The sequence below is a fragment of the Flavobacterium sp. 270 genome (assembly GCF_004368785.1).
In the GTDB taxonomy this organism is placed as follows: Bacteria; Bacteroidota; Bacteroidia; order Flavobacteriales; family Flavobacteriaceae; genus Flavobacterium.
On record NZ_SODM01000003.1, the window covers coordinates 256,384 to 276,821 of the forward strand.

A 20,438-nucleotide genomic window follows, 5' to 3' on the forward strand; every position below is an offset into this window, starting at 1 on the left:
TTTGAATTTTATAAAACGATCTGTTGCTTTATTTTGGAATGGATATTTTTGCCTTAAAGCCTTTTTCTGGTGCTGTTTCAAAATCAATTGTTCCTTTTACAGCTTCAATACGGCTTTCCATATTTTGCAGTCCATTTTTTATCATTTCACTTTGTTCAGAACCTTTTCCGTTATCCGTGTAGTTTATAAAAATTGATTTTGTGTCATTATCAAATTGTATAAGAACCAATTTTGCCTGACTGTGTTTCTTCATGTTCACCATTAATTCCTGCAAAATTCTGCTGATCGTGATCTTCTTAATATCATCAATAGTTTCCCAGTTTATTTGCTCAACATTATTTACAATAATATTTCGAGTATTACTATTATAAGTAGAAAGCATTTCTCTTATGTTTTTTATGAAGTTTTCGCCAGTATCAATATTATTGTTTTCTTTTGAAATTCCTCTTACACGAACATAAATATCATCCAATTTCTGAAGCAGGTTTTCCCGTGTATTTTCCTTAGATAACGGTTGTGTTTCAGCAAAAGCTATCGCATTAAAAACATCATTGGCCAGCTCATCGTGTATTTTTTTTGCAATACGGGTTTCAGTATCGTACGAAGTTTTGATTTTAGCAATTCTATTCCTGTTTCGATAATAACGAACTAAAATGAATATTAAAATGATTAAAAAAGCAAAAACTATCGCAAATACAATTCTCATATATTTTGCTTGTTGGAGTGATAATAAATTTTCTGCTTTTTCTAAACGAAGTTTTTGGTTTTCGTCTTTTTCTTTTTTAGAATCGTATTTAATTTTAGCAAACTTATTTTTAAAGTTATTTCTAATTCTAATAATGCTGTCATTTAATGCAATATATTTTTTTACATATTTGACGTTTTGAGCATTATAATCATTCGAAATTAAAACTTGCAATGCTTCTAAGCGTTCATCAACACTATGGAGTTTAGTAGCAATATTATAAGCGTCTAGAGCATGTCTGTCTGATTTTTGTGAATCAACTGAGCTATAATAATCAGCTAAATGCAGATTACTTTCTATACTTCCATAAATATCATCAATTTGGTTTCTTTTATCAAGACTTTTATTCATCAATAGCAAGCCTTTTTCAGTTATTTCATTTTTAAAATAAGCATAACCTAAGTTATCTTCAATTCTGGCTTGATGTTTTTCGTCCGGTATTTTGTTGTTTAAAATAGATTCCAGAATAATAATTGCTTTTTCATACTTTTTTTGTTGAATGTAAAGTGCAGCAATATTGCTTAAAGAAGATTGTTTTAATCTAGGATCAGTATAATCATTTATTGCTTTTTTATAATAATAAATAGCATCATTGTAAAGCGATAATTCTTTATCAGCAACACCAAAAATATTATTTATATAGCCATTATATATATGTTTTTTTTTGATATAAGGCAGTGCCTCTGTTACTGTTTCCTTACTTCCATAATAATCTCCATTGATTTGCTGAATTGTCGCCATCTGAATAAGGTTGTATACAATATTCAGGCTGTCATTTATGGTTTCAAATTTTATTTTAGCTTTATTAAAATTAGAAAAAGCAGTATTAAAATTTTTCTTTTCAAAGTCTGAAATCCCTTTGTTTCTTAATTTAAGGGCTTCTTTTTTAATAGGTTCTATATTAATAGTAACAGTCTTTTTCTCTTTACAGGAAAGAAATAATAGAAAGATAATAAAACAAAAAAAAGGGGACCGCACCATAAAAGTTACTTTCCCCGAAAGTAGTAATTATTTTAATTACTAAATTTTTTATTTATTGGTCAACTGGAAGTGGTGGTGGTGGTGGTGGTATATCATCACCAGGACCATCAGCAACAGGATCTGTAGTTTTTTTGATCTCATTTTTTGTAGGAGCTTCGTATTCATCAGCTGTACAAGAAAATAAAGTTGTTAGTAGGGCAAAAGCACCTAAAAGTAATAGTTTTTTCATTTTTATTTGTTTTAGAAATTAGACATGGGTATTGCTTTCCGGAATTTTTCCAGATGTTTTTTTGGGCAATACCAAATGATTTTGGGAAGTGAAGTGTGTAGAACTGCGAGACTTTATTTATACTTCCCGAGTAAACGCTGTCTTGCGGTTTTCCACACTTTTAATTGAACTAGTTTTGTATTTTTGTTTTTGATCTGCAGATAAAAACTTGAACTAATTTCTTTGGCAAAGTAATTGCATTTACGAGTTTTTGTTGACAAGGAATTCCCAGAATTCCCACGTCTTCCTGAGATTCCCAAGAATTCCTAAAAATACCCTGAGCCCATGCATAACAATACCTTAGAAGAATTTAAAAAAGCGATTAAAGCTAAATATGAAATAGAAAAAGAAGGGAAATACTTTGACTATTTAAATTACCCTTCCCGCGGAAAACTCCGCGATTTATGCTGGACTATTTTTGAAAATAATACCGCTCAGGATGATTTAAACGTTTACAAGAATTTATTCTGTATGGAGTTTGATCATACGAAGAAAAATAAGTTTAAGGAACAAAAAGATAAGTTTAGACCTATTGAAACCTTTTTTAAAGGTGAAACAGATCCATCAAATATTGACGCTATAAATATGAGCGCAATTTTGGTTGATTTTGAACCACGTCCATTTAAGAAGTTTAATGAAAAGTTTAGAACTTTAGAGCAAAAGAAGATTGAAGATTTTAATGAAAGTAAACCATTTGTAGAAGTAGAGAAAGAAACCATAGAAGTTAAAGATTTTGTTGAAAGTGAAAATAAAAGCACACAGGAGCCCGCAAAAAAGGGAAACCTATTTTGGGATTTTAAAGATAAAATTGTTGGAAAACTACCAATCGATCTAAGTCAAATAAAATTGACAGAAATAGCTGTAGGCGCTATCGAAAAAGGAATCGATGTATTGGTGTTGTGTAAAAAGAAATTGAAGTAAATCTGGAAAACAGAAAAGTGGTAAAAGATAAAAAAGAATAATTTTTTAAGGAATAATTTAGGTCTTGAAATTGGATCATTTTGGCTTATATTTAATGGTATTTACTACATAAAGATAAGAAATTTTTACCATTAAACCTAATGAAAGACAGTAAATTAAGTGTTTTTATGGATCTTTTTTGAATTTTTTTTAGAACATTTTTTGTGGGAAAAATGCAACGCTTTTTATTCTGATTTTATGAAATAAAAAAGGGCTGATAAAATTTTTTATCAGCCCTTTTTATTAATTTTTTATAATACTCAATCTTCCCATCCGCAGATAGTCAAACCTTTATTTTGTGCTTGTGATATCGTTGTTTTTACAACTTCATGCGAACACGAAGATAAACCACGGCAGGTTTCCTTAAGATGATATCTTTTCGCGCCGTTTGCACCGCAGATATAAACAGAAGTTTCCGCAGAAGAAAAGGACGTTAAGACTGTAAAGAGTAAAATTGCAGTATATTTCATTTGAAAATTTTGTGTTAATACAGTTAACGAACAATTAATTGAAATTCATTTCCTTGTTTGTCAACAGCTTTTATTTTTCCGTAGGCAATCCATTCCGTTTTTATTTCGACATCTTCAATACTGTCAAACATTAATATTCCCGCACCGTATTTCCCTTTTGTATTTATGTTTCCAAAAACAGAATCTCCCGTAATGTTTATTCCTTTTACATCATAATTGTATTCGTATTGTCCAGGATTTCCTGTGCGGTATTCGTATTTGCGTTTTGTATCTATATGATATGTTTTTGCTTCTTCGGGCGTAATAGTTTTACGATCGTCTGATGCAATTACTTCTTTATAAAAAGAATTTATTTTTGGCTGTGGTATTTGTTTTTTACAGCCAGTTAATCCTAACAGTAATGCTAGGAGTGGTATTTTATATTTGGAAAACATTTTCGGGTAGTTTTGTTTCTATAGATTGATTTTTAGTTTTGATAAATCTAATTACTATTCAGCTTTTTAAAAAGCGTACTTATACCTGAATTTGCTCCTGATAAAGAGCTGCAGTATCGAAAATTGTTTCAATAGATTGGACTTTTTTAACTTAAAATAAAAATCTTTCAGCTATTTCTTCGCTGTCGATAATTTGATTTGAGGATAACAAAATTTGCTTTTTTTTACTAATTGGGTTTTCAAAAATCTCAAAATTCCCACGGCAATTTTTATATCTATAATTAAAAGCTTTTAATCCTTTCAGAAAACCTTCTTTTTTGGTAATCTGATAAACGTAATTGGAACATGAAGTTTTAAAAATACATTTCTTTCTTTTGGATTTTGGAATCATGTTCCAATACGTTTGAATAATCAGTAGAATTAAATATTTCATTTTCTGAACACAACCATTTGTCTGGTTGTTGTATATCCAGCTCTTGTTGGTCCAAAACAGCCGCTTTCTGCATGTACATAAGTCGACACTCCTTCAAGGCGAACATATTCCCAGCCTTGATTATTATAGTTTTTGATCAAACTTTCTAATTGTTCGGCAACATGATCAGATGTTCCTTTCTTCGGATCGATTGAAGCTACAAATGGGATTACTTTATATTCCATTATTTTCTTTTTTTATAATGATTATTTGTACTCGCATTTTTGTATTTTCCACCTTTATGAGAACTTCCTTTCCCACTTTTGTAATGCCCTTTTTGTGCGTTGATACTACCTCCTAATACAAGGAAAAATAAGCTTAAGAAAATGACTAATTTTTTCATATTTTTTTGATTTTATAGTTATAATTCAAACTTAAGTTTATTTATAATCAGTGTTTTATGGAAATCCGTAAACTATATGAACTTTTTTCTATTAACCAAAAAAGAGGATTAAAAATCCTCTTGATAATCCTCATTAAAGCTTCTTTTGTAATATAAAATCTTTGATGATTTTTTCTATGTCCGAAGGTAAATCAGCATTTTTAATTTCAAAGCGCTTTATCTTCATTTCTGTAAACCATTTTGACCAATACGCTTTTATTACTTTTTCTTCGTACGGATTATTTCGATTGGGATTAATTCCTAAAACCAAAACTTCAAGATTAGATAAATCGCCGCTGGTCTTAATAAAACCAAAATCCTGAGTTTGCATTTTCTTTTCCCAGTCGCTGGTATTTAAGCCATTTTTTCGAATTAATTCTGGAGTAATAAATGTTGTTCGATTAGCTTCTTTCATTATTGTATTTTCGAAAAACATATAGCCGTCTGTTAATATAACAAGTATATTTCGGGAGTTTTTTTCAATACATTGATCTTTTATTTTACTATCAAAAAAACTCCAAATATCAGAACCTATAAAATTATTATCCTTTATGGCAGATTCATAAATTTTTGATGTTTGCGAAGCGTAACTTGCATTGATAGAATTTAATAAATCTTTAGATGCATTATTTTTATCAATAACAATTTTTAGCTTTTGTGAAATCGAATTTATTTCCGGATCTTTTGGTTCTGGATTAAAAAACAATTGCATTTTATCATCAATCTGTCTTATTCTTTTTGATTTTAGATGTTCTGTAAATGCTTCAGAAACCGATTTTATATATCCTAAATCTCTTTGATAATATTCCATAGTAGGATTTGGATTTTTTTCAAGACTAATTCTGTCTGATAAATCCAATAGAATGCTGATATTATAATTTTCTGATGCAGGACTTTTGGTTACAGCTTTTTTTTCTGGTTTATCAGCTTCTTGTTTACAAGAAAATGCAGAAACTACTAATACCAATATTGCAAATGTTTTAAGAATGGTTCTCATAAAGATTAATTTTTAATAGAATATACTAAGTGCTGAAAGTCAGGATCAATTAAGTTTAGTTTGCTTAAATGTTCTTCAGAATGTTGTTCGCAGCTTTCTAATAATTCTTCTTTTTCTCTATAAGGTAAAGCAATCTCAGTTCCAATTGCCTGAAACCATCCTTCTTTATATTGATGATGATAATGAAGATATTCTTTTACAGGAAATACAAATCCGTCTATTTTAGATTGAAGTTCTGAAATTTTTCCTGTAATGGTAACGATTTGCTGTTTAAAATCATTGATCTTATTAACGTACTCTGTTTTTAGTTTATCTAAATCAACCATTTTTTCTTTTTTGCCTCTAATAAAAGCCCTGATTTTATCAATGTTTTCAAACTCTTTCATTACAAAATCAAAAACAAGTCCCCAAATAATATACACCACGAATCCGGCGAATATGATCATCCAAAATTCAGCTTCGCCCAAAGCAATGTTTAAATTATAAGGAGCCGAATCGGTTGTTTTATTAAACTCGTATATCTTTTTCTCTATTTGATAAGCCAATAACGCATCAAACAAAAATGTGGTTAGAAATAAAGCAATCATTCTGAAAACATTTTTGATGCCTTTTCCTTTTTGCACCATATGAATTACATAACCCAACCCCATAAATACAAACGGAATCGTGATAACCAAAACACCTTCGAGCCAGCTTGCTTTAAAAGAATTGGAAAACGCATCTGCATCAAAAATTGCTGCGGTTAAACTGTCATTAGAGAATTCTTTGAAAAATGCAGAATAAGAAGCCGAAATATAAAAGACTAATACATAAAGTGTAATCGGAAGAAGAAGAAACAAACCGATATAAAATTGTGCTTTTAAGCCTTTGCCGTCTTCAATTCCGTATTTATCAGGATTGCGTTTTACTTCTATAATTTCATTTTTAATTTGATCTACAGCATCATCTACATCCTGTCCTTTTTTTTCGTAAATCCCGATTGCAGCTTCGCACTTTTTAAGTTCAGTTCTGTTTTTTTCCTGTTCTTCGCGATAAGGCTGTTTTAGTCTGTCTTGTTCTAATTTTTGTTTTCGACATTGATCTTCAAAACTCATATATAAATTTTGCAGACAAGCTTTTAGCACAATTGGTTTTCCAGTTGCTTTTATAGAAGCTGCAAAACCGCTCTGATAGTATGTTATTCTTATTTGTTCTCTGTCTTCTTCATTTTCATTATGAATATTAACAGAAGAATCTTCAGGTTTTTTTAAACTAAATATTTGTGTAAGTGATTTCATAACTTAAGAATTTAATTGACTAATAATTTCTTCTTTCTGAACATTTTTTTGAACACAATCAATAAGATAGCTTGATAACTCATTAATGTTTTCATCCAAAAAATCAAACTTTCTGCAATACTTTTTAAGCATATTCAGTTCATCGTCTGTGATTTTTCCATCTGCCCAAATAATTCGAGTAAAATCGTACAAATACTCAATTCGGGTATTTAGTTCTTCGGGAATAACAAGTTCTGTATTAATTGGATTTAAGAAAAGCTTATCAAGTTCCTCTCTCGGAATACCGCGTTCGTCTGCAAAATGATACAGCATCTGAAGTTCTAATACATCAAATTGATCATCGGATAATGCCATTTGATATAATCTTAAAAAGTGGCTTTTTAGTTCTATTGTTATCATGTTTTTTGGTTATTTGTTATTTTGAATTTTCACAAGCAATTCCATCTCCGTCAGCATCAAGATTTTTGTAACAGGTTTTATTGCTATTGTAAGCAGCTTGTGCCTGTGCTCGTGTTGCAAAATCACCGCAAGTTTTAGTCGGGCAATTATTATTTGATGAAGTATTTGAAGAAGAACCAGATGATACTATATCTGATGTTAATGAATCTGACCCATCTGAACATGAAATTGAGAATGCAAATAATATCGATATTAATACTATCAGAATGCATCCGTTATTTTTAGTTGAATAAGATCGTATTCTGCCACTTACATAATGTCCCTGCACGTACGTTCCGTCTTTTTTATAGTGTCCTTTTCTGTAATGTCCCATGATTATTGTTTTATTGTATAAATTAAAAATGTTATAAAGCCTGCAACAGCAAAAATCAGCATGCAGCCACTTTTTTGATATCCAATTCCAGATATGCCAGTTCGTACAGAATAGCCTTTGTTGCTAAAAGAACCCATTTTTGTTCTTAAACTCGGAGAGATTCCAGACTTACTAATGTTTAATCCAAATCCTCCTCCGAGTTTTATTCTTTTTTGAAATCTAAAGCCCATGATGTTTTAGCTTGTGTGGCAATCTGGACAGCAAGTTTTACAGCCGTTAGATTTTGAATAGGTTTTCTTTGCTTCCTCTACTGCAGGTTTGCAGCTTGAAAATTGACCAAGTTCTTTTCTATTTGACGAAGTTGGCAAATAACGACAATCGTCTGTATGAACTTCGTGATCGCCATTTGGTTGTGCATTCTGATTTACGTAATAAGTTTTCATGATTTCTGGTTTTAAATTAGTGTTTGAAAATTTAATTATTCAAATATAAATCCAATGTAAACCAGTATTTTACGGAAAACCATAATTGGTGAACTTTGCATTTTAGAAATAAAAAAAGCCCCCGAAGGAGCTTTGTAAAATTTTAATAATAGTAAAATGAGATTTAAATAATCCCCATATCTTTTGCAATAGAAACTAAATGCACAGTATTATTTGCTTTAAAAAAGTCTTTAAGTTTTGAAAGTCTTTTTTCGACAGCACTTTTACTGTTGGGTTTTGCATCAGAGTTTTTTAAGATGTCGATAATTTCATCTTGCGAAGTTCCAGAAGCTAAATGCTTTAATATTTTAATGTCTAAATCGTCGATTTCGAAATTGTTTTTTTCCTGTAATGCAGAAGATACTTCGGGCGAAATAAATATTTGATCTGAAGCCGAAAGAATAGTAATTGCTTTTTTTAGTTCTTCGATACTATTGAGGCCTTTTAAAACAAAAGCATCAATTCCTGCATTGTCAAAAAGTGACTTAATACGATATTGTTTATCTTCTACAGAATAGGCGATAATTTTAATGTTGGGCTGTAATTCGCGAACTTTCTGAACTAATTCGTCTCCATTAGCAATTTTTACTGCATGATGATCTGTTTTAAAGGAAAGATCACTAATTAATAAATCATACGGTTCATTTTGATGTATTGCAGCGCGTATTTTTAGAAATGCATCATCACAATATTTAGTATGATTTGAATTGTCAATATTTAAATCTTTTAAAACTTGTTGAATTCCTAAATTCATGGCATCAAGGTCTTCAGCAATCAGTACTTTTTTAAACATAAGGCTTTTATTTAGGCAGTGTTATTTTTACTTTAAAACCTCTATTAGGTTCAGTGTCAAAAGTAATAGATCCTTTTATGGCCAGAATACGGTTTTCCATATTTTGTAAACCATTTTTTATAATTTGTTTTTTCTCGCAGCCTTTTCCGTTATCGGTATAGTTTATAAACAAGCTGTTTGAGCCATTTTCAAACTTTATAACTACAATTGAAGCCTGACTATGTTTTTTCATATTCACCATCAATTCCTGTAAAACTCTCTGAATGATAACCTTTTTTTCTTCTTCAATAATATCCCAGCTTATTTTTTCGATATTAGTAATAATAACATTTGTACTCTCACTATTGTAAGTCGAAAGCATTTCTTTTAGGTTTGTCGAATAATTAGCTCCTGTATCAATATTACTATTCTCTCTCGAAATACCACGAACGCGAGTATAAATATGATCGAGTTTTTGCAATAAGGTTTCTTTAGTTTTCTCAATGCTTAACGGCTGAGTTTGTGTAAAAGTGATCGCGTTAAAAACATCATTGGCTAATTCGTCGTGTATATCTTTTGCAATTCTGGTTTCGGTATTATAAGCAGTTTTTATTTCTACAAGACGAGTTTTGGTCTTATGACGTTTTACTAAATAAGCTACAAAAAAGAAGAGCGAAACGATACCTATTATTAAAAAAATTCTCTGATATTCTGCTTTCTGAATTACTAGTAAATCTTCGGCTTTTTCTAAACGAAGTTTTTGGTTTTCGTCTTTCTCTTTTTTAGAATCGTATTTTATTTTGGCGAATTTGTTTTTGTAGTTGTTTCTAATCTTAATTATACTATCGTTTAAAGTAATATATTTTTGGGCGTAATTTATAACTTGATCACTGGAACCATTAGAAATTAAAAGTTGTAAAGCCCTTAATCGTTCATCAATACTATTAAGTTTTGTTGCAGTATTATAAGCATCCAAAGCGTGTTGATTTGATTTTTTTTTATCTGTTTTAGAATAATATTCTGCTAAACGCAAATTACTTCCAATACCACCATATATATCACCAATTTGATTTCTAATCGTAAGACTTTCATTCATTAATAATAAACCTTTTTTGTTAAGTCCTTTTTTAAAATAGGCATAACCTAAATTATTTTTAACTCTTGCTTTTTCTATTGCTTGAGGTTTATTGTCTAATATTTTTTTGTTTAGAATAGATTCTAAAATTACGATTGCATCGTTGTATTTTTTTTGATTAATATAAACGACAGCAATATTATTTAAAGGAGTTTGTTTCGAAACAGAATCTGTAGTTTCCTTTATTGCTTCTTTATAATAATAAACAGCATCTGCGTAAATTGAAAGTTCTTTATCTGCAATGCCGAAAAAGTTATTAATAGCGGCACTGTAAATGTCCTTTTTTTTGATGTATGGTAAAGCTTCTGTTAATGTTTCTTTACTGCCATAATAATCACCATTTATTTGCTGAATCGAGGCCATTTGAATTAGATTGTAAACAATATTGGCGCTGTCTTTCACTTTTTCATATCCTATTTTTGCTTTATTAAAACTGTAGAAAGCAACGTTAAAGTTTTTATTCTCAAAGTTTTTTATTCCTTTCTCGCGAAAACTATTAGCTTCTTTTACAAAAGGTTCTTCATTAGTACTCCTTATTGTTTTCTCTTTACATGAAATAAGAAAAAGGAAGGTAATTAAATAAAAAAACGGGGATCGTAGCATAATACTTACTTTCCCCGAATTTAAACATTAATTCTATACTAAAGTATTTTTATTTAGTCTTTTGTTGGCGGTGGCGGTACTACAATAGGACCATCGTCTGGACCATCCGCAACAGGATTCACAATTTTTTTAACTTGATTTTTTGCCGGAGTTTCATATTCATCAGCAGTACAAGAAAATAACGTTGTACAGAATAGTGCTACTGTACCCAAAAGGAATATCTTTTTCATCTTTATAATTTTTAAGAATTGAAATAGGTATTGCTGTCCGGAACTTTTCCAGATCTTGTTTTAAGGCAATACCAAATGATTTTGGGAAGTGAAGTGCGTAGAACTATAAAACATTATTTATACTTCCCGGATAAACTCCGTTTTACGGTTTTCCGCACTTTGAATAGAACTAGTTTTGTACTTTTGTTTTTAGACCTGCAGATCAAAGTATGACTTGATTCTGGAGCAAAGTAACAACCATTGTGAAGCTTGATTTATAGATGATTCCGATATTTCCGATGATTCCGATATTTCTAATAATTCCGTAGACGATTATGAATAACATTACTATTGAAGATTATAAAACTGCCATTAGAGCAAAATATGAAGTAGCAATTAAAGAAGATGTATCGGGTATTTTATCAGATCCAACTCCTGCACAATTACGAGATTTCTATCTGAGAATTTTTGAAAGAGGAGTGAGTACTATTGATGAAGAAATTATGAAAATATTTTTAGAAGCTAATGAAAATTTCTCTCTAAAAAAGACAATTGAGAACTGTAAGATTGGAAAATTTAAGCCTATTATTTCTTTTTTAGAGGGGGGAAATACAGATAATAAGTCTAGAATTGAAATGGCAGCTATTTTAGTTGATTTTGAGCTGAGACCTTATAAAAAGTTTCAAGTAAACAATTCAGATGAAGAAAAAGAATTGATTGAAGATCTTAAGAAATTTGAACCATTACCAATAAAAGAGAAGAAAGATTTAGAAGTTGAAGGAGAAGATGAAAATTTTAATGATATTGAAGATTCCAATGTAGATCAAAATAGTAATGAAGATGAAACTCAAGAAGAAAAGATAAGTTCTGTAGAAATTCTTAAACCAGTAGGTATTGTAGGAACAGTGAAGAGAAGTTTTTTTGAAAAATATAGAAGAACTGCAATAGCTACAGCAATTATTTTTGGTTTAATAGCTGTAGGTACAATAGGCACAGTAATCTATTTTGAATTTTTGAAAAAAGGATGCATACAATGGTCGGGCGATCATTATGATGAGGTAAGTTGTAATATGGAGATGGAAGGAATAGGAACGTTCAATTCTCCAGAAACTTATGATGATAGAATTATAAACCTTAGAAGAATTAAGGTTTGTGATACGACAGCATTTTTTAAAAACAATAAAGCAGTTGTCTGGTACGCTAAAGTAGGAGATAGTGTGGAGTTTTTTAACACGCACGGAATGCATCCCGAAAACGGAAAAGCACTAAGACCTGTAACGCAATATATCATAAATAAATATGTCAAGAAACATTAGGATTTTTAAGCGATACGGCCTAAGATAAAAACCCACTAAACCACAATCCAGATTGTTTAATCGTACGTTCCTGAGTTTCAAAATCAACATACACTAAACCAAAGCGGGCGTTGTAGCCTTCGGCCCATTCAAAATTGTCGGTAAGGCTCCAGACAAAATAACCATCGACTTTGTAACCCTCTTCTTTGAGTTTAAGGATTTGTTCCAAATGGTCCTGAATATAATGTGTACGTTTAATGTCATACACTTTTCCGTTGGTAAGAGTGTCAGGAAAAGCCGCGCCATTTTCGGTAATGATGATTTTTTTGATGTTGTAATCGTTGAACTTTTTCAGAACATGGTATAGAGCAGGAGGATAGACTTCCCAGCCCATTTCTGTAGCGATTACATTTCTTTTTTCGGCACTAACTAATTCTGCTCCAATATAAGGAATGAGAATAGATGATTTTACGACTTCGCGAGTGTAACATTGCAGACCTATAAAGTCAAAATCAAAAGCCATATTACTTAAATCATCTTCGAGAATGTAATTGTTTAATTTTTTTAGAACTGGAAGATCGTTCTGCGGATATCCTAAACCAAGAATCGGTTCTATAAAAGTTCTGTTCAGTAGTGTGTCAACACGTTTTGCCGCTTGAACATCGGCAGGTTTATCAGTAGCTGGCTCTATATGAGTACAAGAAAAAGTAGTACCAATATTAGCATTCTCTACTTTGTTTCTTAATATTTTTGCACCTGCAGCAGTAGATAATGTTACGTGATGCATGGCTTTTAAATAATTGGTAATGCCTTTTTTTCCCGGTGCGTGAATGCCCAGAAAATAACCGGCACCTGTAAAAACAGACGGTTCGTTTATAACCATCCAATTTTTTACGCGGTCTCCAAAATGTTGCGCACATACCGCTACATATTCAGAAAACCAAGACACAGAATCTCTGTTAGTCCAGCCTCCTTTTACTTCGAGCGCATGCGGCAAATCCCAATGGTAAATAGTTACCCAGGGTTCAATATTTTTTTCTAGTAAGCAATCAATGATTTTATTGTAGTAATCAATACCTGCCTGATTTACTGGGTTAGTTCCAGTTGGCATAATTCGAGACCAGCTGATAGAAAATCTAAAATTAGGAATGTTTAATTCCTTTATTAATTCAATATCACTTTGATACGAGTTATAGAAATCGCAGGCAGTAATGGCATGATGTCCATTTTTAATTTTTCCCTTTTGAGCGGTAAACACGTCCCAGATTGAACTTCCTTTTCCGTCGGCATCATGTGCACCTTCTATTTGAAAAGCGGCCGTAGATACACCCCACAAGAAATCTGCACCAAATTGGTCTTTATGTAAAAATGAGTTCTCAATTTTATTCATTCAAAAATACTTTCTTCTCAGATTAATGTAAAAAAGAAGACTGCATAGCTCTTAAGAAAAGCCATTCTTTGAATGATACCAGAAAATTTAGATTAAAGAATTTCATAACGATTAGTTTTACTCAAAATAATAAAATAGATATAAACTAGCTGTAATGTAAACGTTATGAAATAGTTAACTATAGTTTTAAATAAAAGACAATAAATTAACCTAATATTCTATTTATTGCTGAAAAGAATGAATTTTTCTCTTTTTGATGTTATTTATGTAAAATTTCCCAAAAATTATAAAACATTACTTACTTATTGATAAAGTAATTTAGCAATTATAATTTTAAACAAATCAAATCATAATTTTTTAAAACAAATCAAACATGAAAACTAAAAGCATATTTTTAAGCGCGTTATTTTTGAGTATAGGCCTATTCACTGTTTCTTGCAGTAACGATGATAACGATGGAGAAACAATAGTTCCGATACAAGGTACTTACAAGTTAAGTAAAACAGGAGGTATTGTTAATGGAAGTGAAGTATTAGTTGATGCTATACAAAATCAAAGTGGATGTAACCCAGATTATTTAGATTTAAGATTAAGTAATGCGGCAGTTATGGGTGATTATGGTCCTAATTGTGCTTTAACAGAAACAACTGGAACTTATGTAAGATCTCATAATGATTTAACGCTTACTTTTGGAAACAGCAGTACAACTAGCGACATTATGAATCTAACTAATAAAGAATTGAAAATAAAAGATAAAACTTCTGGTATAATTACAGTTTATACGAGATAAGACTTTATTTTATTTTTTTATATTTTTGGAATTAGTAATAAAAACGGAAATAACTTCGCAAGTTATTTCCGTTTTTTGTTTAATTTCTTTTGATTTTTTAATTAACCGGAATGTAAATATCAAAAGTGGCGCCTTTATTTTGTTCTCCAGAGGCAGTAATTGTACCATTATGATTGTCTACAATTTTCTTTACAATCGCCAGTCCAATTCCAGTTCCGTTGTATTGATCTCTTCCGTGAAGGCGTTGAAATACTTCGAATATTTTTTTATTGTATTGAGGTTCAAAACCAATTCCGTTATCAGAAATGCTAATGTGGCAATAGCTTGTTGCGCTTTTCAATTCGGCGTTTCTCAAAGCATCGCCTTTTTTGAGTTCACTATTAATCTTGACTATTGTTGGCCTGCCAGGAATAGAAAATTTAAGAGAATTACTTACCAAATTATAAAGCAATTGCCTGAATTGAAACGGAATAATATTGACTTCACAAGTTTGACCGCTTTCAATCACGGCATCTTTTTGTTCTAATTCTTCTTTAAGATCTTCTTTTACCTCATCAATAATTTTAGAAAGATCTATTTTTTCAAAAACTCTTTCCTGAATATTGGTTCTCGAATACGAAAGCAAATCATTAATCAAAGTCTGCATACGCTGTGCGGCATTTTGCATACGCTGAAATTTATCTTTTCCGTTATCTGATAAATTATCAAATTCCCGATCCATAATCTGCGATGCAAAAGTTTGGATTTTTCTTAACGGTTCTTGTAAATCATGACTAGAGATATAAGTAAAAGACTGAAGCTCTGTATTAATTTGTTCCAGCTCAATATTTTTTTGCTCCAGTTCCAGCGCATTTTGTTTCAATTTATCATCCGCTTGTTTTTTCTCTGTTAAGTCATGTGTAACTTTAGAAAATCCGATCACATCATTTTGTTTATTATGAACGGCAGTAATAACAACGCTTGCCCAAAAAAGACTTTTGTCTTTACGCACGCGCCAGCCTTCCTGCACTGCTTTGCCTTTTTCACGCGCCAATTGCAAAAGTTTTTGTGGCAGATTATTATCCCTGTCTTTTTCGGTATAAAAAACTTGAAAATGTTTGCCTATAATTTCTTCGGCTTTATAACCTTTAATCTTTTCGGCACCAACATTCCAGTTTTCAACGATACCATTATGATTTAAGTATAAAATAGCATAATCCTGAACTTCTTCAACCATCAAATGATAGCGTTCTTCGCTTTTTATAAGCGATTCATTCATCTGGATAAGTTCTTTGGTTCTTGCATTTACCTGTTGTTCAAGTTCATGTGTAAAAGCTTTTTCAGTATGAATATCCGTAAAAGCCCCAACCCATTTTATAATCTGATTGTCTTTGTTTAAAACAGGTTCACCAATAACAGTATGCCATCTGTAAACGCCGTCTTTTCTTCTAAGGCGCACATCAGCTTTATAAATTTCTCCTGTAGCTACAGCATGATTCCAGATATTGGTGTTTTCGTCAAAATCATCCGGATGTATTATGTTTTTCCAAGAGGCATTTCCGGGCTCAATTCCTGTATATTCAAACCATTTTCCAGAAGTAAATAATTCGTTTCCTTTTTCATCTGTTTCCCAAATCAACTGCGGAATACTTTCGGTTAAAGATCGAAATCGTAATTCGCTTTCTTCTATTTTTTTTCGGGCTTCCACTTTTTCAGAAACATCAATAAGAGTCATTTTTATACCCGAAATAGAATTATCGTTTTCTCGCAGCGGAGCAAATTCAAAATCAACATAAAAATTTTCAATTTTATTATTACCGCTAATAAAAAGCAAAGACTCAGATTCAGCATGTACATTTCCGGTTGTATAAACTTCCTGAAGCAGTTTTGCATATTTTTGTTCCTGAAGTTCTGGAAATACGGCGAGAATTTTTTTTCCCTGCACATCGATTTCCTTTTTTTTCCAGATATTTTTCAGCAAAACAAAATTGGCCATTTCTATCACCATATCAGGTCCACGCAAAATTGCTTTAGGCACTGGCGACTGCATGATAAGATTTCTAAATCCTTTGGCATTTTCTTCTATTTGCTGCTGGTAATTTTTCTCTTCGGTAATATCTCTGGCAGTTCCAATTAATTTTTCCGGTTCGTTGTTTTCATCATAAAAAACTTTTCCTTTTCCTTCTACCCAATGTATAGAGTTGTCTTTCCAGATCGTTCGGGTTTCATAATTTAAAACACCAGAAACCAAAGCCTCTTTTAATGCTTTATTTCTAATCTGCATATCATCAGGATAAATATGCTGTAATAATTGTTCGTGTGTTAATACTGTATGTTCGGTATAACCGCCAACAATTTCAAGATATTTTGACGAATATGTAAGTTCTCCTAATTTTAAATTCAATTCCCAAGTTCCCAGTTCGCTCGCCTCAACCACAATATTAAGACGTTGTTCGTTTTGCTCGGTTTTTTTTCGGGCTTCCACTTTTTCGCTTACCTCAGTAACCGTCACAATTATTCCCGAAATTTCTCCATTTTCTTCTTGTAAAGGATGATAAAGGAAATCAAAATAATAAATCTCAATTTTTCCGTATCGGTTTAACGGAATCGGAAGTTCATTTCCATGAAAGGGAATTCCGGTCTTTAAAACATTGGTAAGTAAATCGTTTACACTTTCTTTTACTTCCGGAAGCGAATCAAACAAAGGTCTGCCAACAAAAGTACTTTCTTCTCTGGCTACCAAATTTAGGTACGCTTCGTTTGCCATTTCGACCATAAATTCAGGTCCGCGCAAAATAGTAATGCCCACAGGAGCCTGCTTCACAGTATCACGGAAACGTTTGTTGCTTTCTTCTATTTTTTGTTTTGCCAGATTTAAATCTGTAATATTATTTAAGAATAGTTCATTACTTGATCGTAACGCATCCGAAACTCTTTTCTTTTCCGTAATTTCTATTACAGTAACCAAAACGCCGCCAACTTCACCATCGTCGTTTCTAATCGGACTATACGAAAAATCAAAATAACAGTTTTCTGTATATCCATTTCGGTTTAATGGAACCATAAAATCTGAATTGCTGATGCTTTTGCCTTTCATTACCGCATCAAACATACCGCTGATAGTTTCCCAGATTTCAGAGAAAGTTTCTTTCGGACTATTTCCTAAAGCATCAGGATGTTTGATTGAACCTAAAATTGGATGAAAGGAATTGTTATAGAGTTGCGTAAGTTCTTTTCCCCACGCAATATACATCCCAAACGGATTATTGAGCATAACCGAGACCATAGTACAAAGACTTTTTGGCCATTCTTCAGGATCACCTAAGGGTGTTTTGCTCCAATCTTTGGAACGCATTAATTCACCCATTTCTCCGCCATCGGCTAGAAAATAATGTTCCTTTTTTTTGTGGTTCATTCCAAAAAACTTGTTTAGGGTTGTAGTATAAAATCTGCTCTGGCAGGCTTTTTAAAGTTATTTTCGTAAGCAGTAATAAGTGTATTTTCGATTACTTTTTTTAATTTAGAATAATCGCCGGGCTTGCGAATGTAATAAGTCGCTCCTTTTTCGTACATTAAATCAACAATTTCGGTATCTAAAGACGTAGAAAAAATGGCAACAGGAAGATCTTTTAAAGCATCTATTGCTCTAATTTCTCTCAGACATTCATGTCCGTTTTTGCGAGGCATATTTAAATCAAGAAAAAGAATATCCGGTAAATTATCTGGATTAGAAGCCAAATAATTCATAAGTTCTACACCGTCATTAACAATTATAAGAGTGGCAGCAAGCGATAACTCATCGAGTGCATCTTTAAAAAAATCACAGTCATCTTCATCATCATCAGCCAGTAAAAGATTGTAAATCTGATTGTTCATTGTGAGTAAGGTAAAAATTTTAATAAATTATTAAACGAAAACAGCGTTTATTATACTACTAAAATCGAAAATTATATCGATAAATTTAACTCTTTTAAACAAGAATCGATAATTTTTCAAGCAAAGATTCTTTTTAAATAAAGTCTTAAAACAAACTCAAAAATAAAATTCCAATATTTAAATTCCAAATTCCAAAACTTAAAAGTAAATTCCAATCTTTAAATTCCAAATTCCAAGACTTGAAGTAATCCCAATCAAAGCAAGCAGAATAAATCTATTCCCGATTAAAAATCTAAAGTCTTCAATAAAATTCAAAGTCTAAAATCTGAAGTCTAAAATCAATAATTCTTGTATACTGCGGGTACAAAGTGTGTATAAATTATACACTTTTTTTGTGGCATATTAGGCTAATTCGCTCTATTTCAGTCAAAACTCATCTTGGCACAACGCTTGTAAATTGTGATAGTATCAAATTCTTTCTCGAATTAATCAATAGGAAAGAAATTTTTATAAAAGCCCAACAATAGAAATCAATAGACGAAAAGAACATGGAAAGCGAAACAATTTTATCAAAACAATTTTATTCTTCAAATAGCGATTCCGTTATTAACGAAAGTTCATTAAATAGTTCCTTATTCGGAACCAAAACCAAATCATCAAAAATAAGCGTAGAAAGGCCATCAAGTCCGTTTGGTATAGCAGTACTAATCGGCACATTTATACTAATGCTTGCCGGAGCTTTTTTTGTTTATCAATTACAACCCGATTTTGATCAGTTTCAGATCGAAAGAATAAATTCGGCTTGGGGATTACCATTCTTAGTTATTACAGGATTGTTGTTCTTTTTTCAGACCGGAGTTTTTCTTTATAATTCGTATTTGTTTTTGCGTTATAAACCAATCGAATCTGTTTCAGATGAATTATTGCCAACTGTAACCGTAATTGTTCCTGCATATAATGAAGGAAAATTAGTTTGGGATACTTTATTAAGTTTAGCAAACAGCGATTATCCAGAACACAAATTGCAGATTCTTGCAGTTGATGACGGAAGTAAAGACGATACCTGGTATTGGATGCAGGAAGCAAAAATAAAACTAGGAGATCGTTTAGCGATTTATCAGCAGGCAAAAAATCAAGGAAAACGTCACGCATTATACCGTGGGTTTAATCTGGGAACAGGCGAAATTTTTGTAACGGTAGACAGTGATTCTATTGTGAAAAAAGATACTTTAAGAAACTTAGTGAGTCCGTTTGTTGTAAACGATAAATGTGGAGCAGTTGCCGGAAATGTTCAGGTTTTGAACAGTAAAAAAGCCATTCTTCCAAAAATGTTGAATGTAAGTTTTGTAATGAGTTTTGAATTTCAGCGTTCTGCAGAAAGTATGTTAGGTTCTGTATTATGTACGCCGGGAGCTTTGGCTGCTTACAGAAGTGATGCAGTATTTGCTTGTCTTCCAGAATGGATCAATCAGACTTTTATGGGTGAACCTTCTGATATTGGCGAAGACCGCGCGATGACAAACATGATTTTAAAACAAGGTAAACATGTATTGTTTCAAAGAAATGCAATTGTACTGACAAATGTTCCTGAAGAATATACTGGTTTGTACAAAATGTTTATCAGATGGAGTAGAAGTAATGTGCGTGAAAACTTAGCAATGGCTAAATATGTTTTTACAGATTTTAGAAAAGAATCAAAATTTGGAGCAAGACTTTTGTTTGTAAATCAGTTCTTTAAAATCGTAATGACGTATCCGTTCTTATTATTTATGTTCTTTTTTATTGCCATACATCCGTTATTGTTTTTAAGTTCAACCTTTTTAGGAATATTGATATTGTCTAGTTTTTCAGCATTATTTTATGCTAAAAGATACAGTGTTTCAGAATCGTTTTGGGCTTACTCGTACAGCATTTTCTATACTTTTAGTTTATTCTGGATTGCGCCTTATGCAATTGCAACAGCAAACAAAAAAGGCTGGCTTACAAGAGGTTTAGTTGTAGCAAAATAATAAAACGCGAGATTTAGTTCTCAATCTATATATTCATTCAATTCTCAATAAAAAACTCCTGATCATTTATTTGAACAGGAGTTTTTTTATGGGTTTTTAGTTCTTAGTTTTTAGTCCTAAGTCCTAAGTCCCAGTCACTA

At 31.5% G+C, this 20,438-nt stretch carries 23 protein-coding genes; 4 read left to right on the top strand and 19 right to left on the bottom strand.

Translation table 11 applies throughout. From position 1 onward, the window contains the following. Nucleotides 1-28 precede the first annotated feature (28 nt). Both EV144_RS12600 and EV144_RS24155 read right to left on the bottom strand, forming a co-directional pair. The gene (locus EV144_RS12600) at nt 29-1,486 is read right to left on the bottom strand and encodes an ATP-binding protein (protein ID WP_317129083.1); all 1,458 of its coding nucleotides are present in this window, start codon (nt 1,484-1,486) and stop codon (nt 29-31) included. Between the two features lie 292 nt (nt 1,487-1,778). After that, nucleotides 1,779-1,955, bottom strand: coding sequence for a hypothetical protein (locus tag EV144_RS24155; RefSeq protein ID WP_166670570.1), 177 nt, complete (start codon nt 1,953-1,955; stop codon nt 1,779-1,781). A gap of 324 nt (nt 1,956-2,279) precedes the next feature. Here EV144_RS24155 and EV144_RS12605 point away from each other — a divergent pair, with 324 nt between their 5' ends. After that, nucleotides 2,280-2,915, top strand: coding sequence for a hypothetical protein (locus EV144_RS12605; protein WP_243854662.1), 636 nt, complete (start codon nt 2,280-2,282; stop codon nt 2,913-2,915). 299 nt (nt 2,916-3,214) lie between these two features. On the opposite strand, the gene EV144_RS12610 is transcribed toward EV144_RS12605, so the two are convergent. The 14 genes from EV144_RS12610 to EV144_RS24165 all read right to left on the bottom strand — a co-directional run bounded on the left by EV144_RS12610 (nt 3,215) and on the right by EV144_RS24165 (nt 10,980). Further along, entirely contained in the window at nt 3,215-3,424 is a 210-nt protein-coding gene (locus EV144_RS12610; protein WP_134149293.1) for a hypothetical protein, read from the bottom strand. A 23-nt stretch (nt 3,425-3,447) separates the two neighbouring features. Next, nucleotides 3,448-3,858: a hypothetical protein gene (locus EV144_RS12615; protein ID WP_134149294.1), complete on the bottom strand. Its 411-nt coding sequence runs from the start codon at nt 3,856-3,858 to the stop codon at nt 3,448-3,450. Between the two features lie 151 nt (nt 3,859-4,009). Continuing rightward, a complete protein-coding gene (gene yidD, locus EV144_RS12620) occupies nt 4,010-4,291 on the bottom strand; it encodes a membrane protein insertion efficiency factor YidD (protein WP_134149297.1) in 282 nt (93 codons plus the stop codon). After that, nucleotides 4,288-4,515 (bottom strand): hypothetical protein, encoded by a 228-nt coding sequence (locus EV144_RS12625; RefSeq protein ID WP_134149299.1) that lies wholly within the window; start codon nt 4,513-4,515, stop codon nt 4,288-4,290. Before EV144_RS12625 ends, yidD begins: the two co-directional genes overlap by 4 nt. Beyond that, on the bottom strand, nt 4,515-4,673 hold the full coding sequence (locus EV144_RS24160) for a hypothetical protein (protein ID WP_166670571.1): 159 nt from the start codon (nt 4,671-4,673) through the stop codon (nt 4,515-4,517). The genes EV144_RS12625 and EV144_RS24160 overlap by 1 nt, the downstream gene beginning before the upstream one ends. A gap of 133 nt (nt 4,674-4,806) precedes the next feature. Next, nucleotides 4,807-5,709: a hypothetical protein gene (locus tag EV144_RS12630; protein WP_134149300.1), complete on the bottom strand. Its 903-nt coding sequence runs from the start codon at nt 5,707-5,709 to the stop codon at nt 4,807-4,809. Between the two features lie 5 nt (nt 5,710-5,714). Beyond that, complete coding sequence (locus tag EV144_RS12635; protein ID WP_134149302.1) at nt 5,715-6,986, bottom strand: ABC transporter permease; 1,272 nt, start codon at nt 6,984-6,986, stop codon at nt 5,715-5,717. Nucleotides 6,987-6,989: 3 nt separating this feature from the next. After that, nucleotides 6,990-7,385, bottom strand: coding sequence for a hypothetical protein (locus tag EV144_RS12640; RefSeq protein WP_134149304.1), 396 nt, complete (start codon nt 7,383-7,385; stop codon nt 6,990-6,992). Between the two features lie 16 nt (nt 7,386-7,401). Continuing rightward, nucleotides 7,402-7,758, bottom strand: coding sequence for an excalibur calcium-binding domain-containing protein (locus EV144_RS12645; protein WP_134149306.1), 357 nt, complete (start codon nt 7,756-7,758; stop codon nt 7,402-7,404). 2 nt (nt 7,759-7,760) lie between these two features. Continuing rightward, nucleotides 7,761-7,988 carry a DUF4236 domain-containing protein gene (locus EV144_RS12650; protein ID WP_134149308.1) on the bottom strand — a complete coding sequence of 76 codons (228 nt, stop codon included), beginning with the start codon at nt 7,986-7,988 and terminating at the stop codon, nt 7,761-7,763. A 6-nt stretch (nt 7,989-7,994) separates the two neighbouring features. Next, on the bottom strand, nt 7,995-8,201 hold the full coding sequence (locus tag EV144_RS12655; RefSeq protein WP_134149310.1) for a hypothetical protein: 207 nt from the start codon (nt 8,199-8,201) through the stop codon (nt 7,995-7,997). A gap of 163 nt (nt 8,202-8,364) precedes the next feature. Further along, a complete protein-coding gene (locus EV144_RS12660; RefSeq protein ID WP_134149312.1) occupies nt 8,365-9,033 on the bottom strand; it encodes a response regulator in 669 nt (222 codons plus the stop codon). A 7-nt stretch (nt 9,034-9,040) separates the two neighbouring features. Beyond that, nucleotides 9,041-10,750: a tetratricopeptide repeat-containing sensor histidine kinase gene (locus EV144_RS12665; protein ID WP_134149313.1), complete on the bottom strand. Its 1,710-nt coding sequence runs from the start codon at nt 10,748-10,750 to the stop codon at nt 9,041-9,043. 53 nt (nt 10,751-10,803) lie between these two features. Beyond that, entirely contained in the window at nt 10,804-10,980 is a 177-nt protein-coding gene (locus tag EV144_RS24165) for a hypothetical protein (protein ID WP_166670572.1), read from the bottom strand. 314 nt (nt 10,981-11,294) lie between these two features. Here EV144_RS24165 and EV144_RS12670 point away from each other — a divergent pair, with 314 nt between their 5' ends. Beyond that, nucleotides 11,295-12,275: a hypothetical protein gene (locus tag EV144_RS12670; protein ID WP_134149315.1), complete on the top strand. Its 981-nt coding sequence runs from the start codon at nt 11,295-11,297 to the stop codon at nt 12,273-12,275. 19 nt (nt 12,276-12,294) lie between these two features. Here EV144_RS12670 and EV144_RS12675 read toward each other — a convergent pair whose 3' ends face one another. Further along, nucleotides 12,295-13,644, bottom strand: a complete 1,350-nt coding sequence (locus EV144_RS12675; protein ID WP_134149316.1) for a GH1 family beta-glucosidase — start codon at nt 13,642-13,644, stop codon at nt 12,295-12,297. 409 nt (nt 13,645-14,053) lie between these two features. On the opposite strand from EV144_RS12675, the gene EV144_RS12680 reads away from it, so the two are divergent. Next, nucleotides 14,054-14,434, top strand: a complete 381-nt coding sequence (locus EV144_RS12680; protein WP_243854663.1) for a lipocalin family protein — start codon at nt 14,054-14,056, stop codon at nt 14,432-14,434. A 97-nt stretch (nt 14,435-14,531) separates the two neighbouring features. Here EV144_RS12680 and EV144_RS12685 read toward each other — a convergent pair whose 3' ends face one another. Then, complete coding sequence (locus EV144_RS12685) at nt 14,532-17,828, bottom strand: PAS domain S-box protein (protein ID WP_134149318.1); 3,297 nt, start codon at nt 17,826-17,828, stop codon at nt 14,532-14,534. A gap of 14 nt (nt 17,829-17,842) precedes the next feature. Beyond that, nucleotides 17,843-18,289, bottom strand: coding sequence for a response regulator (locus EV144_RS12690; RefSeq protein ID WP_134149319.1), 447 nt, complete (start codon nt 18,287-18,289; stop codon nt 17,843-17,845). A 548-nt stretch (nt 18,290-18,837) separates the two neighbouring features. Between EV144_RS12690 and EV144_RS12695 the strand changes: the two genes are divergently transcribed. Continuing rightward, nucleotides 18,838-20,298 (top strand): glycosyltransferase, encoded by a 1,461-nt coding sequence (locus EV144_RS12695; RefSeq protein WP_134149321.1) that lies wholly within the window; start codon nt 18,838-18,840, stop codon nt 20,296-20,298. Nucleotides 20,299-20,438 lie beyond the last annotated feature (140 nt).